General features: G+C 68.1%; 9 protein-coding genes. 7 read left to right on the top strand and 2 right to left on the bottom strand.

Features of this window, described 5'->3' with window-relative positions:
• Positions 1 to 49 precede the first annotated feature (49 nt).
• The 6 genes from BM393_RS12675 to BM393_RS12650 all read left to right on the top strand — a co-directional run bounded on the left by BM393_RS12675 (position 50) and on the right by BM393_RS12650 (position 7,996).
• Positions 50 to 1,840, top strand: coding sequence for an acyl-CoA dehydrogenase C-terminal domain-containing protein (locus tag BM393_RS12675; RefSeq protein ID WP_091726165.1), 1,791 nt, complete (start codon positions 50 to 52; stop codon positions 1,838 to 1,840).
• A 165-nt stretch (positions 1,841 to 2,005) separates the two neighbouring features.
• Positions 2,006 to 2,461 (top strand): DUF2147 domain-containing protein, encoded by a 456-nt coding sequence (locus tag BM393_RS12670; protein WP_091726161.1) that lies wholly within the window; start codon positions 2,006 to 2,008, stop codon positions 2,459 to 2,461.
• Between the two features lie 51 nt (positions 2,462 to 2,512).
• Positions 2,513 to 4,909 carry a 3-hydroxyacyl-CoA dehydrogenase/enoyl-CoA hydratase family protein gene (locus BM393_RS12665; RefSeq protein WP_091726157.1) on the top strand — a complete coding sequence of 799 codons (2,397 nt, stop codon included), beginning with the start codon at positions 2,513 to 2,515 and terminating at the stop codon, positions 4,907 to 4,909.
• Positions 4,910 to 4,935: 26 nt separating this feature from the next.
• Positions 4,936 to 6,150, top strand: coding sequence for an acetyl-CoA C-acyltransferase (locus BM393_RS12660; RefSeq protein WP_091726153.1), 1,215 nt, complete (start codon positions 4,936 to 4,938; stop codon positions 6,148 to 6,150).
• Positions 6,151 to 6,330: 180 nt separating this feature from the next.
• Positions 6,331 to 7,182, top strand: coding sequence for an alpha/beta fold hydrolase (locus tag BM393_RS12655; RefSeq protein ID WP_175538324.1), 852 nt, complete (start codon positions 6,331 to 6,333; stop codon positions 7,180 to 7,182).
• A gap of 52 nt (positions 7,183 to 7,234) precedes the next feature.
• The gene (locus tag BM393_RS12650; RefSeq protein WP_091726146.1) at positions 7,235 to 7,996 is read left to right on the top strand and encodes an enoyl-CoA hydratase; all 762 of its coding nucleotides are present in this window, start codon (positions 7,235 to 7,237) and stop codon (positions 7,994 to 7,996) included.
• A 78-nt stretch (positions 7,997 to 8,074) separates the two neighbouring features.
• Here the strand turns inward: BM393_RS12650 and BM393_RS12645 are convergent, their stop codons facing one another.
• Positions 8,075 to 9,415, bottom strand: coding sequence for a dicarboxylate/amino acid:cation symporter (locus BM393_RS12645; protein WP_091726141.1), 1,341 nt, complete (start codon positions 9,413 to 9,415; stop codon positions 8,075 to 8,077).
• Between the two features lie 171 nt (positions 9,416 to 9,586).
• The gene (locus tag BM393_RS12640; protein ID WP_091731404.1) at positions 9,587 to 10,042 is read right to left on the bottom strand and encodes an acyl-CoA thioesterase; all 456 of its coding nucleotides are present in this window, start codon (positions 10,040 to 10,042) and stop codon (positions 9,587 to 9,589) included.
• A 109-nt stretch (positions 10,043 to 10,151) separates the two neighbouring features.
• Between BM393_RS12640 and BM393_RS12635 the strand changes: the two genes are divergently transcribed.
• Positions 10,152 to 12,008, top strand: a complete 1,857-nt coding sequence (locus tag BM393_RS12635) for an ABC transporter ATP-binding protein/permease (protein WP_091726136.1) — start codon at positions 10,152 to 10,154, stop codon at positions 12,006 to 12,008.
• Positions 12,009 to 12,010: the final 2 nt, after the last annotated feature.

Genomic DNA, 12,010 nt, shown 5'->3' with positions numbered 1-12,010 from the left:
GGGGCGAGTCCCTTTCGATCCCTTCACAGAACCATTCAGGAGAGTCCTCATGCCTCAGTACACCCCGCCCCTGCGCGACATGAAGTTCGTGCTGCACGAGCTGCTGCACGCGGTCGACGAGCTGAAGCTGCTGCCCGCGCATGCCGAGGTCGACGAGGACACGATCAACGCGGTCCTGGAAGAGGGCGGCAAGTTCGCCGCGGAAGTGCTGACCCCGATCAACCTGTCGGGCGACCAGGAAGGCTGCACGCTGGACAAGTCCACCCATGAGGTGAAGGCGCCCAAGGGCTTCAAGGAAGCCTACGCGCAGTACGTCGAGGGCGGCTGGCCCGCGCTGTCGTGCGACCCGGCCTATGGCGGCCAGGGCCTGCCGGTGCTGCTGAACCAGTGCATGTACGAGATGATGAACTCGGCCAACCAGGCCTGGACGATGTACCCGGGCCTGAGCCACGGCGCCTACGAGGCGCTGCATGCGCACGGCACCGACGAGCAGAAGGCCACCTACCTGCCCAAGCTGACCTCGGGCGTGTGGACCGGCACGATGTGCCTGACCGAGCCGCACTGCGGCACCGACCTGGGCCTGCTGCGCTCCAAGGCCGAGCCGCAGGGCGACGGCACCTACAAGATCACCGGCCAGAAGATCTTCATCTCCGCCGGCGAGCACGACCTGGCCGAGAACATCGTCCACCTGGTGCTGGCGCGCCTGCCGGACGCCCCGGCCGGCTCCAAGGGCATCTCGCTGTTCATCGTGCCCAAGTTCAAGGTCAACGCCGACGGCTCGCTGGGCGAGCGCAACCCGGTCTACTGCGGCGGCCTGGAGCACAAGATGGGCATCCACGGCAACGCCACCGCGCAGATCGTGCTGGACGGCGCCGTCGGCACGCTGGTGGGCCAGCCCAACAAGGGCCTGCAGGCGATGTTCGTGATGATGAACGCCGCCCGCCTGGGCGTGGGCAACCAGTCGCTGGGCCTGACCGAAGTCGCGTACCAGAACGCCGTCGCCTACGCCAAGGACCGCATCCAGATGCGCGCGCTGTCGGGCCCGAAGGCGCCGGACAAGCCGGCCGATCCGATCATCGTCCACCCCGACGTCCGCAAGATGCTGCTGACCGCCCGCGCCTACGCCGAAGGCGGCCGCGCGCTGTCGGCCTACGTGGCGCTGCAGCTGGACAAGGCCCTGTCCAGCGACGACGCCGACGAGGCCAAGGCCTGCGAGGACGAGGTCGCGCTGCTGACGCCGATCATCAAGGCCTTCATCACGGACAACGGCTGGATCGCCACCTCGCACTGCATGCAGGTCTTCGGCGGCCACGGCTACATCCACGAGTGGGGCATGGAGCAGTTCGTCCGCGACGCCCGCATCAACATGATCTACGAGGGCACGAACACGGTGCAGTCGCTGGACCTGCTGGGCCGCAAGATCCTGGGCAACAACGGCGCGACGCTGAAGAAGTTCGGCAAGAAGATCGCCGAGTTCGTCGAGGAAGAGGGCACCAGCGAGGCGATGCAGGAGTTCATCAACCCGCTGGCCGACATCGGCGACAAGGTCACCAAGCTGACCACCGAGATCGGCATGAAGGCCTTCCAGAACCCCGATGAAGTCGGTGCAGCCGCGGTGGACTACCTGCGCGTCGTCGGCCACTTGTGCTTCGCCTACATGTGGGCGCGCATGGCCAAGCTGGCGCTGGAGAAGAAGGACTCGGGCGATCCGTTCTACACCGCCAAGCTGGCGACGGCGCGCTTCTACTTCGCCAAGCTGCTGCCGGAAACCGCGAGCCTGATCCGCACCGCCCGCGCCGGCCTGAACCCGCTGATGGAAATGGACGAGGCGCTGTTCTGAACGACAGCGTCGCGGGCGCCTCCTCGAGCGGGGCGCCCGCGTCCCCCTACGGCGGACCGGGTTCCGCCCGGCGCGATTGACGCGCCGCGACCCGGGCCCGCAACATCGCGCATCGACGCGTCCGGCACAGGGCGCGGCTGTACAGAAGAAACGGAGAGAGACACGATGAAACCGCTGTTCGCCACTGCCGTCGCCCTGGGCCTCGGACTGTCCGCCAACCTGGCGCTGGCCCAGGCCGCGACCACGCCGGTGGGCGTGTGGAAGACGATCGACGACGAGACCAAGCAGGAGCGCTCCACCGTGCGCATCAGCGAGGTCGGCGGCGTGCTCACCGGCAAGATCGAGAAGATCACCGATCCCACCAAGCAGACCGCCAAGTGCGACGAATGCGCCGACGAGCGCAAGGGCCAGCCCATCCTGGGCCTGACCATCCTGCGCAACGTCAAGAAGAACGGCAACGACGCCGAGCTCTGGGACGGCGGCGACATCCTCGATCCGGGCAACGGCAAGGTCTATCGCGTCCGCCTGCGTCCGATCGACGGCGGCAAGAAGCTCGAGGTCCGCGGCTTCGTCGGCATGCCGCTGCTGGGCCGCACCCAGACCTGGATCCGCGTCGAGTAAGCGACGCCAGAACCCCATTCCTACATCCCAGTGATGTCCATTGGAGAAACCATGAGTCGATTCCAAGTTCGCAAGGTCGCCGTGCTCGGCGCCGGCGTGATGGGCGCGCAGATCGCCGCCCATCTGGTCAACGTGAAGGTGCCGGTCGTGCTGTTCGACCTGCCTGCCAAGGAAGGTCCGAAGAACGGCATCGTCACCAAGGCCGTCGAGGGCCTGAAGAAGCTCAAGCCGGCGCCGCTGGGCGTGCCCGAGAACGCCGCGCTGATCCAGCAGGCCAACTACGAGGAGCACCTGGAGCTGCTCAAGGACTGCGACCTGATCATCGAGGCCATCGCCGAGCGCATGGACTGGAAGCTGGATCTCTACACGAAGATCGCTCCGTTCGTCGCGCCGCACGCGATCGTCGCGTCCAACACCTCGGGCCTGTCGATCACCAAGCTGTCGGAAGTCCTGCCGGAATCGATCAAGCCGCGCTTCTGCGGCATCCACTTCTTCAACCCGCCCCGGTACATGTACCTGGTCGAGCTGATCAACACGCCGACCACCAATCCTGAAGTCATCGACCAGCTCGAGAGCTTCGTGACCTCGGCCGTGGGCAAGGGCGTCGTGCGCGCCAACGACACGCCCAACTTCGTCGCCAACCGCGTCGGCATCGCAGGCATGATGGCCACGATGATCGAGGCCGAGAAGTTCGGCCTGTCCGTGGACGTGGTCGACGACCTGACCGGCAAGAAGCTGGGCCGCGCCTCGTCGGGCACCTTCCGCACCGCGGACGTGGTGGGCCTGGACACGATGGCGCACGTCGTCAAGACGATGCAGGACAACCTGAAGGACGACCCCTTCTATTCGACCTACGCCACGCCCAAGGTGCTGGCGGGCCTGATCGAGAAGGGCGCGCTGGGCCAGAAGGCCGGCGCGGGCTTCTACAAGAAGGTCGGCAAGGACATCCAGCGCCTGGACTTCGCCACTGGCGAGTACGTCGCCGGCGGCGGCAAGGCCGACGAGATCGTCGCCCGCATGCTGAAGAAGCAGCCCGCCGACCGCATCAAGCTGCTGAAGGAATCGAGCAACCCGCAGGCGCAGTTCCTGTGGTCCATCCTGCGTGACTCGTTCCACTACGTGGCCGTGCACCTGGACACCGTCGCCGACACCGCGCGCGAGATCGACTTCGCCATGCGCTGGGGCTTCGGCTCGCAGCAGGGCCCGTTCGAGCTCTGGCAGGCCGCCGGCTGGAAGCAGGTGGCCGAGTGGGTGCAGGCCGACATCGACGCCGGCAAGACGCTGTCGAGCGCGCCGCTGCCCAAGTGGGTCTTCGAAGGCCCGGTCGCCGAGAACGGCGGCGTGCATTCGAAGGACGGCTCGTGGAGCGCCAAGGAAGGCAAGTTCAAGCCGCGCGCCAAGCTGCCGGTCTACGAGCGCCAGGCCTTCCCCGAATCGCTGGTCGGCGAGGGCGCGGTGGAGCCGCTGAAGGCGGGCACCGAGGAGTTCAAGAACGACGAGGTCCGCGTCTGGTCGCTGGACGGTGAAGTGCTGATCGCCTCGATCAACTGCAAGCTGCACCTGATCAGCCCGACGGTCACCGAGGGCCTGCTCAAGGCGGTCGAGATCGCCGAGGCCAAGTACAAGGGCCTGGTCATCTGGTCGCCGGACGACGTGTTCTCCGCCGGCGCCAACCTGGAAGCGCTGATGCCGGTCTTCATGAGCAAGGGTGCCAAGGGCATCGCGCCGGAAGAGAAGAAGCTGCAGGACATGATGCTGCGCGTGCGCTACGCCAACGTGCCGGTCGTGGCCGCGATGCGCGGCCTGGCGCTGGGCGGCGGCTGCGAGCTGGCGGTGCACTGCGCCCGCCGCGTCGCGCACATGGAGTCGTATGTCGGCCTGGTGGAAGTGGGCGTCGGCCTGATCCCGGGCGGCGGTGGCCTGACCTACATCGCGCGCCGCGCGGCGGAGATGGCCTCGGCCGGCAACGCCAACGCGGACATCTTCGCCTTCCTGAAGGACGGCTTCACCAACGCCGCGATGGCCAAGGTGGCGACCTCCGCGCTGGAAGCGCAGAAGCTGGGTTACCTGCTGGACAGCGACGTCATCGTCCCCAACAAGGACGAGCTGCTGTTCGTCGCCACGGCGCAGGCCAAGGCGATGGCGGACTCCGGCTACCGCGCGCCGCTCAAGGCCAAGTTCCCGGTCGCGGGCCGTTCCGGCATCGCCACGGTGAAGTCCTCGCTGGCCAACATGCGTGACGGCGGCTTCATCAGCGCGCACGACTTCCACCTGGCCTCGCTGATCGCGGACGTGGTCTGCGGCGGCGAAGTCGAGGCCGGCTCGCTGGTGACCGAGGAATACCTGATGTCGCTGGAGCGCAAGCACTTCTGCTCACTGCTGGAGCACCCGAAGACCCAGGAGCGAATCATGGGCATGCTGCAGACCGGCAAGCCCGTGCGCAACTGATCCGAGCGGCACACAAGGAATCAATCATGAGCAAGCAAGTTCAAGACGCCTACATCTGCGCCGCCACCCGCCTGCCGATCGGCAAGTCGGGCCGGGGCTACTTCAAGAACACCCGTCCGGACGAGATGCTGTCCCGCGTGATCCAGGCCGCGATGGCCCAGGTCCCGGGCCTGGACCCGTCGGTCATCGAGGACGCGATCATCGGCTGCTCCTTCCCGGAAGGGGAGCAGGGCATGAACATCGCCCGCGTGGCGGCGGTGCTGTCGGGCCTGCCGAACACGGTCGGCGGCGTGACGGTGAACCGCTACTGCGCGTCGGGCATCACCGCGCTGGCGATGGCGGCGGACCGCATCCGCGTCGGCGAGAGCGAAGTGATGATCGCCGGCGGCGTGGAGTCGATGTCGATGGTGCCGATGGGCGGCAACAAGCCCTCGTTCCCGCCCGCGATCTTCGAGCGCGACGAGAACATCGGCCTGGCCTACGGCATGGGCCTGACCGCCGAGAAGGTCGCCGACAAGTGGAAGGTGAGCCGGCAGGCGCAGGACGAGTTCGCGCTCGAATCGCATCGCCGCGCGCTGGCCGCGATCGAAGGGGGCTTCTTCAAGGACGAGATCACTCCATTCGAGATCAAGGACCGCCAGCCCGACCTGAACGGCGATGGCGTGATCGTCAAGTCGCGCACGGTCGACATCGACGAAGGTCCGCGCAAGGACACGTCGATGGAGGGCCTGGCCAAGCTCAAGCCGGTGTTCGCCGCCAAGGGCAGCGTCACGGCGGGCAACAGCTCGCAGACCTCGGACGGCGCGGGCGCGCTGATCGTGGCGTCGGAGGCGGCGGTCAAGCGCTTCGGCCTGACGCCGCTGGCGCGCTTCGTGTCCTTCGCGGTGCGCGGCGTGCCGCCGGAGATCATGGGCATCGGCCCGATCGAGGCGATCCCGGCCGCGCTGAAGCTGGCCGGCATCAAGGCCGAGGACCTGGGCTGGGTCGAGCTGAACGAGGCCTTCGCGGCGCAGTCGCTGGCGGTGCTGAATGACTTGGACGCGAAGGGTATCGTGCTGGACCGCACCAAGGTGAACCCGAACGGCGGCGCGATCGCCCTGGGCCACCCCCTGGGCGCGACCGGCGCGATCCGCGCGGCGTCGGTGATCCACGGCCTGCGCCGCACCGGCGCGAAGTACGGCATGGTCACGATGTGCGTTGGCGCCGGCCAAGGCGCGGCGGGCATCATCGAGCGTCTGTAAAAAGCGCGTCGGCCACCGCAGTCCGCTCGTCCTCGGGCAGCGAGTGCGGGTGGGGCCGGAATGATGCGGGGGGTTCCCGGAGGGACGCCCCCCGCGTCGTGGAGAGCCCGCGCCTGGCCCCACGCGGTTGGGCATCCTTCGCAGGCGCCCGCCAGCGTCTTCATCGATCGGGAGACCGCGATGATCAGTTTCCGAGCAGATGACGGTTTCGAACTCCAAGGCCACCTCTACGGCGACCCAGCGACTGCCAAGGCCGGCTTGCTGATCGCCCCCGCCATGGGCGTCGAGCAGCGCTACTACGCCGCCTTCGCGCGCTGGATGGCGTCGCAGGGCTGGCTGGTGCTGAGCTTCGATTACCGCGGCATGGGCGCCTCGCGGCCCGAGTCGATGAAGCGCTCGCTGCGCGGCCTCGACGCCGACATCCGCACCTGGGCCGAGCATGACGCCGCTGCGGCGCTCTCGCATCTCAACAAGCTGCTGGGCGACGACCGCGAGATCCACTGGCTGGGCCACAGCCTGGGCGGCCAGATCCTGGGCCTGCTGCCCAACCGCTCGCGCGTCTCCCGCGCGGTGACGGTGGGCTGCGGCAGCGGCTACTGGCGCGAGAACTCGATCGGTCTGCGCCGCTACGTCTGGTGGCTCTGGTACGTCATGGTCCCGCTCGCGCTGCCCCTCTTCGGCTACTTCCCTGGCCGCAAGCTGCGCAAGGTCGGCGACCTCCCTCGCGGCGTGATGGCGCAGTGGCGCCGCTGGTGCCTGGACCGCGAGTACATGATGGGCGAGGGCGGCGACGCGCTGCGCGCGCAGTACGCCTCGCTGTCGGTGCCGATGCTCTCGCTCGCGTTCACCGACGACGAATTCATGTCCCGCCGCAACACCGAGTCGCTGCACGGCTTCTACGCCGGCGCGCATCCCGAGCTGCGCCGCATCGCGCCCAAGGACATCGGCGAGCGCCGCATCGGCCATTTCGGTTTCTTCCGCGATCGATTCGAGCGCAGCCTGTGGCCGCAGGTGAGCGCCTGGCTGGCATGATCGCGGCCATTCCCAACGGCATCAACGGCCTTACCCAGCAGGAGAGTGCTCCATGAGCATCAAGACCGCCATCGTCAACGGCGTGCAGACCATCGAGATCGCACGTCCCGAGAAGAAGAACGCGCTGACCCGCGCGATGTACCAGGAGATGGCCGACGCGCTGGTCGCGGCCAACGCCGAGAACAGCGTGCGCGCGGTGCTGATCCAGGGCCAGCCGCAGATCTTCACGTCGGGCAACGACATCGAGGACTTCATGGGCAGCCCGCCGCGGGACGAGGACGCGCCGGTGTTCCAGTTCATGCGCGCGATGATCGGCTGTGACAAGCCCATCGTGGCCGCGGTGAACGGCGCGGCGATCGGCATCGGCACGACGCTGCTGCTGCATTGCGACTTCGTCTACGTGGCCGACGACGCGCGCCTGGCGATGCCCTTTGTGAGCCTGGGCCTGGTGCCCGAATTCGGTTCCAGCCTGCTCGTGCCCAAGCTGATGGGCCCGCGCCGCGCGGCCGAGAAGATCCTGCTGGGCGACCCGTTCACCGGCGAGCAGGCGGTGGAATGCGGCATCGCGAACGCGGTGCTGCCGGCCGGCGAAGTGGTCGCGCAGGCGCGCCGCGTGGCCGAGCGCTTCAACAAGCTGCCGCCGAGCGCCGTGCGCGAGAGCAAGCAGCTGATGCGTCGCGCGACCAAGGAGCAGCTGCTGGAAACTATCCAGGCCGAGGCCGAGATCTTCGGTGCCCGCCTGCGCAGCCCCGAGGCGATGGAAGCCTTCCAGGCCTTCTTCCAGAAGCGCCAGCCGGACTTCTCGAAGTTCTGATCGAGAGCGGCAGCCAGGCCGCTCCATACGACACAACGGGCGCCGCGGCGCCCGTTGTCGTTCATGCGCCGGGTCCGCTCACGCCGTCTCGGCCGGTCCGGCCACACGGATCGGCAGGTCGTCCGGGTCGATGGTCTTGCCCGACAGCGCCAGGTCCAGCGCATCGTGGTCCAGCGCGCGCTCCCACTTCGAGACCACGATCGTCGCCACCGCATTGCCGATGAAGTTGGTCAGCGAGCGGCATTCCGACATGAAGCGGTCCACGCCCAGGATCAGCGCCATGCCCGCCACCGGCACCTCCGGCACCACCGACAGCGTCGCCGCCAGCGTGATGAAGCCCGCGCCGGTCACGCCCGCCGCGCCCTTGGAGCTCAGCATCGCCACCAACAGCAGCGTGATCTGGTGACCCAGCGTCAGCTCGGTGTTGGTCGCCTGCGCGATGAACAGCGCCGCCAGCGTCATGTAGATGTTGGTCCCGTCCAGGTTGAACGAGTAGCCCGTCGGCACGACCAGTCCCACCACCGTCTTCTCGCAGCCGGCCTTCTCCATCTTCTCCATCAGCGAGGGCAGTGCCGACTCCGACGACGAGGTGCCCAGCACCAGCAGCAGCTCCGCCTTCAGGTAGCGGATCAACTTGATGATCGAGAAACCGCACAGCCGCGCGACGATGCCCAGGATCACCAGCACGAACAGCAGCGCCGTCACGTAGAAGCTGCCCACCAGCATGCCCAGGTTGAGCAGCGAGGCCAGCCCGTACTTGCCGATGGTGAACGCCATCGCGCCCAGTGCGCCGATCGGCGCCGCCTTCATCAGGATGTGCACCATCCGGAACACCGGCGCGGTCAGCGCCTCGAAGAAGTTCAGCACCGGCTTGCCGCGATCGCCCACCAGCGCCAGCGCGATGCCGAACAGCACCGCCACGAACAGCGTCTGCAGGATGTTGCCGTCCGCCAGCGCGCCCACCAGCGATTTCGGGATCACGTCCATCAGGAAGCCGACCAGCGTCAGGTCATGCGTCTTCTCGACGTAGCGATGCACTTCCTTCTGGTCCAGGTCCGCGACGTTGACGTTCATGCCGTGACCCGGCTGCACCACGTTCGCCACCACCAGGCCGACGATCAGCGCCAGCGTCGAGAAGAACAGGAAGTAGGCCATCGCCTTGCCGAACACCCGGCCGACGCGGCTGAGCTGCGTCATGCCCGCGATGCCGGTCACGATGGTCAGGAAGATCACCGGCGCGATGATCATCTTCACCAGCTTGATGAAGGCATCGCCCAGCGGCTGCAGGGTGACGGCGAACTTCGGCTCGAAGTGACCGAGCAGGATGCCGATCACGATCGCCACGACGACCTGCAGGTAGAGATGGCGGTACCACGGCACGGCGACGACCGGCGTGGCGGAGGCGGAAGGGGACAGCATGGGGACGGCTCCGGTTGAAGGCGCCGCTGGCGCCGTCACCGGCGTGGCTCGGCACCCAGGCGGCGCAGTATCCCACCCGCATCCCGGAGCCGGCTGCGGAATCTACGTACAAACCCTGGTGGCGGGACGCCCATTCGCACAGGCCCTCGCGGGCCGGCTCGCCGCGTCCACCTAGGCCTCGCCGATCACCCGCGACTTGCCCTCGCGGTCGATCGCGACGTAGGTCAGGTTGGCCTCCGTCACCTTGACCACATGCGGATTGGCGGGGTTGCGCTCGGCGAAGACCTCGACATGCACCGTGATCGAGGTGCGGCCGATGCGGGTGACCTGCGCATAGAAGCTCAGCAGGTCGCCCACCGACACCGGCTGCTTGAAGATGAACTCGTTGACCGCCACCGTCGCGATCCGCCCGCGCGAGATGCGCGCCGGCAGCACCGACCCGGCGAGGTCGACCTGCGCCATGATCCAGCCGCCGAAGATGTCGCCGTTGCCATTGGCATCGGCAGGCATCGGCATCACGCGCATCACCAGTTCGCGGGGGCCGATCGTCTCCGGGGAGAGCAGGCTGGACGTCGAGGCGGGCGCGGTCGGCGCCGCGGGGGCATTGGGGGCGGTGGAGTCGCTCATGATCGGCAAACGGTGACAATGGCCGGCATTGTCGTCCAGCATGTCCGGCCCCGCCAGCGCAGGCGCCGGACCCGAGGCCCGACCCCACGACAGTCCAGCCCCTTCGTCCATGCGCCGCTCCACGCTCGCCGGCACCTCCGCGCCGACCCCCGTCCCCTCGTCCTCCACCGCGCCCGAGTCCCGGGGCGACTGGCACACCATCGGCCGCCTGCTGCCCTATTTCTGGCGCTACCGCTGGCGCGTCGGCCTCGCGCTGGCCTTCATGATCGGCGCCAAGCTGGCCAATGTCGGCGTGCCGGTGCTGCTCAAGCAACTGGTGGACAGCCTCGACCTGCGGCCCGGCAGCGCGCAGGCGCTGATGGTCGTGCCGGTGGGGCTGCTGCTGGCCTACGGGATGCTGCGCCTGTGCACCTCGCTGTTCACCGAGGCGCGCGAGCTGATCTTCGCCAAGGCGACCGAGGGCGCCTCGCGCAGCATCTCGCTGCAGGTCTTCCGCCATCTGCACGACCTGAGCCTGCGCTTCCACCTCGAGCGCCAGACCGGCGGCATGACCCGCGACATCGAGCGCGGCACGCGCGCCGTGCATGCGCTGATCTCCTACTCGCTCTACAGCATCTTCCCGACGCTGGTCGAGGTGGTGCTGGTGCTCAGCCTGCTGGCGCTGAAGTTCGACGTGCTCTTCGCCTGGATCACCGGCGCGGCGCTGGTGTTCTACATCGGCTTCACCATCGTGGTCACCGAGTGGCGCACCAAGTTCCGCCGCCAGCTCAACGAGCTGGACTCGCACGCGCACAGCAAGGCGATCGACTCGCTGCTGAACTACGAGACGGTGAAGTACTTCAACAACGAGGACTTCGAGGCCGCCCGCTACGACCAGAGCCTGGAGCGGCTGCGCCGCGCGCAGCTGAAGTCGCAGACGACGCTGTCGCTGCTCAACAGCGGGCAGCAGGTGATCATCGCGGTGGCGCTGGTGGCGATGCTGTGGCGCGCGACGCAGGGCGTCGTCGCCGGGCAGATGAGCCTGGGCGACCTGGTCATGATCAACGCGTTCATGATCCAGCTCTACATCCCGCTGAACTTCCTGGGCGTGATCTACCGCGAGATCAAGCAGAGCCTGACCGACCTGGACAAGATGTTCGGCCTGCTGGCCCGGGAGCGCGAGGTCGCCGACGCGCCCGGCGCCCAGCCGCTGCGGGTGGCCGGCGCGTCGGTGCGCTTCGAGGACGTGCACTTCGCCTACGAGCCGCAGCGGCCCATCCTCAAGGGCGTCAGCCTGGAGATCCCGGCGGGGAGGAAGGTCGCGGTGGTCGGCCCGAGCGGCTCGGGCAAGAGCACCCTGGCGCGGCTGCTCTACCGCTTCTACGACGCGCAGTCCGGCCGCATCGCGATCGACGGCCAGTCGATCGCCGAGGTCACGCAGCACAGCCTGCGCCGGGCGATCGGCATCGTGCCGCAGGACACGGTGCTGTTCAACGACACCATCGCCTACAACATCGCCTACGGCCGCCCCGAGGCGACGATCGAGGAGATCGAGGCCGCGGCCAAGGCCGCGCACATCCACGCGTTCATCCAGGCGCTGCCGCAGGGCTACCAGACCATGGTCGGTGAGCGCGGGCTCAAGCTCTCCGGCGGCGAGAAGCAGCGCGTGGCCATCGCGCGCACGCTGCTCAAGGATCCGCCGATCCTGATCTTCGACGAGGCGACCTCGGCGCTGGACTCGCGCAACGAGCGCGCCATCCAGGCCGAGCTCGAGGCCGCCGCGCGCGACAAGACGGTGCTGGTCATCGCGCACCGGCTCTCGACGGTGGTCGATGCCCACGAGATCCTGGTGATGGAGCAGGGCGTCATCGTCGAGCGCGGCACCCATGCGGCGCTGCTGGCGCGGCGCGGCCGCTACGCGCAGATGTGGGCCCTGCAGCAGGATGGGCAGGACGCGGCGGCGACGTCGGCGGCCCCTCACGGCTAAAC

Origin of the sequence: Mitsuaria sp. PDC51, assembly GCF_900113225.1 — a bacterium.
Classification (GTDB): Bacteria; Pseudomonadota; Gammaproteobacteria; order Burkholderiales; family Burkholderiaceae_C; genus Roseateles.
The sequence above is the reverse complement of the archived record's forward strand: the minus strand, read 5'-3'. Positions and strand labels throughout refer to the sequence as shown.

What these genes read in the sequence shown, in the direction of transcription:
- BM393_RS12675 (WP_091726165.1), top strand. Translation starts at nt 50, where the DNA reads ATGCCTCAGTACACCCCGCCCCTGCGCGACATGAAGTTCGTGCTGCAC.
- BM393_RS12670 (WP_091726161.1), top strand. Translation starts at nt 2,006, where the DNA reads ATGAAACCGCTGTTCGCCACTGCCGTCGCCCTGGGCCTCGGACTGTCC.
- BM393_RS12665 (WP_091726157.1), top strand. Translation starts at nt 2,513, where the DNA reads ATGAGTCGATTCCAAGTTCGCAAGGTCGCCGTGCTCGGCGCCGGCGTG.
- BM393_RS12660 (WP_091726153.1), top strand. Translation starts at nt 4,936, where the DNA reads ATGAGCAAGCAAGTTCAAGACGCCTACATCTGCGCCGCCACCCGCCTG.
- BM393_RS12655 (WP_175538324.1), top strand. Translation starts at nt 6,331, where the DNA reads ATGATCAGTTTCCGAGCAGATGACGGTTTCGAACTCCAAGGCCACCTC.
- BM393_RS12650 (WP_091726146.1), top strand. Translation starts at nt 7,235, where the DNA reads ATGAGCATCAAGACCGCCATCGTCAACGGCGTGCAGACCATCGAGATC.
- BM393_RS12645 (WP_091726141.1), bottom strand. Translation starts at nt 9,415, where the DNA reads ATGCTGTCCCCTTCCGCCTCCGCCACGCCGGTCGTCGCCGTGCCGTGG.
- BM393_RS12640 (WP_091731404.1), bottom strand. Translation starts at nt 10,042, where the DNA reads ATGAGCGACTCCACCGCCCCCAATGCCCCCGCGGCGCCGACCGCGCCC.
- BM393_RS12635 (WP_091726136.1), top strand. Translation starts at nt 10,152, where the DNA reads ATGCGCCGCTCCACGCTCGCCGGCACCTCCGCGCCGACCCCCGTCCCC.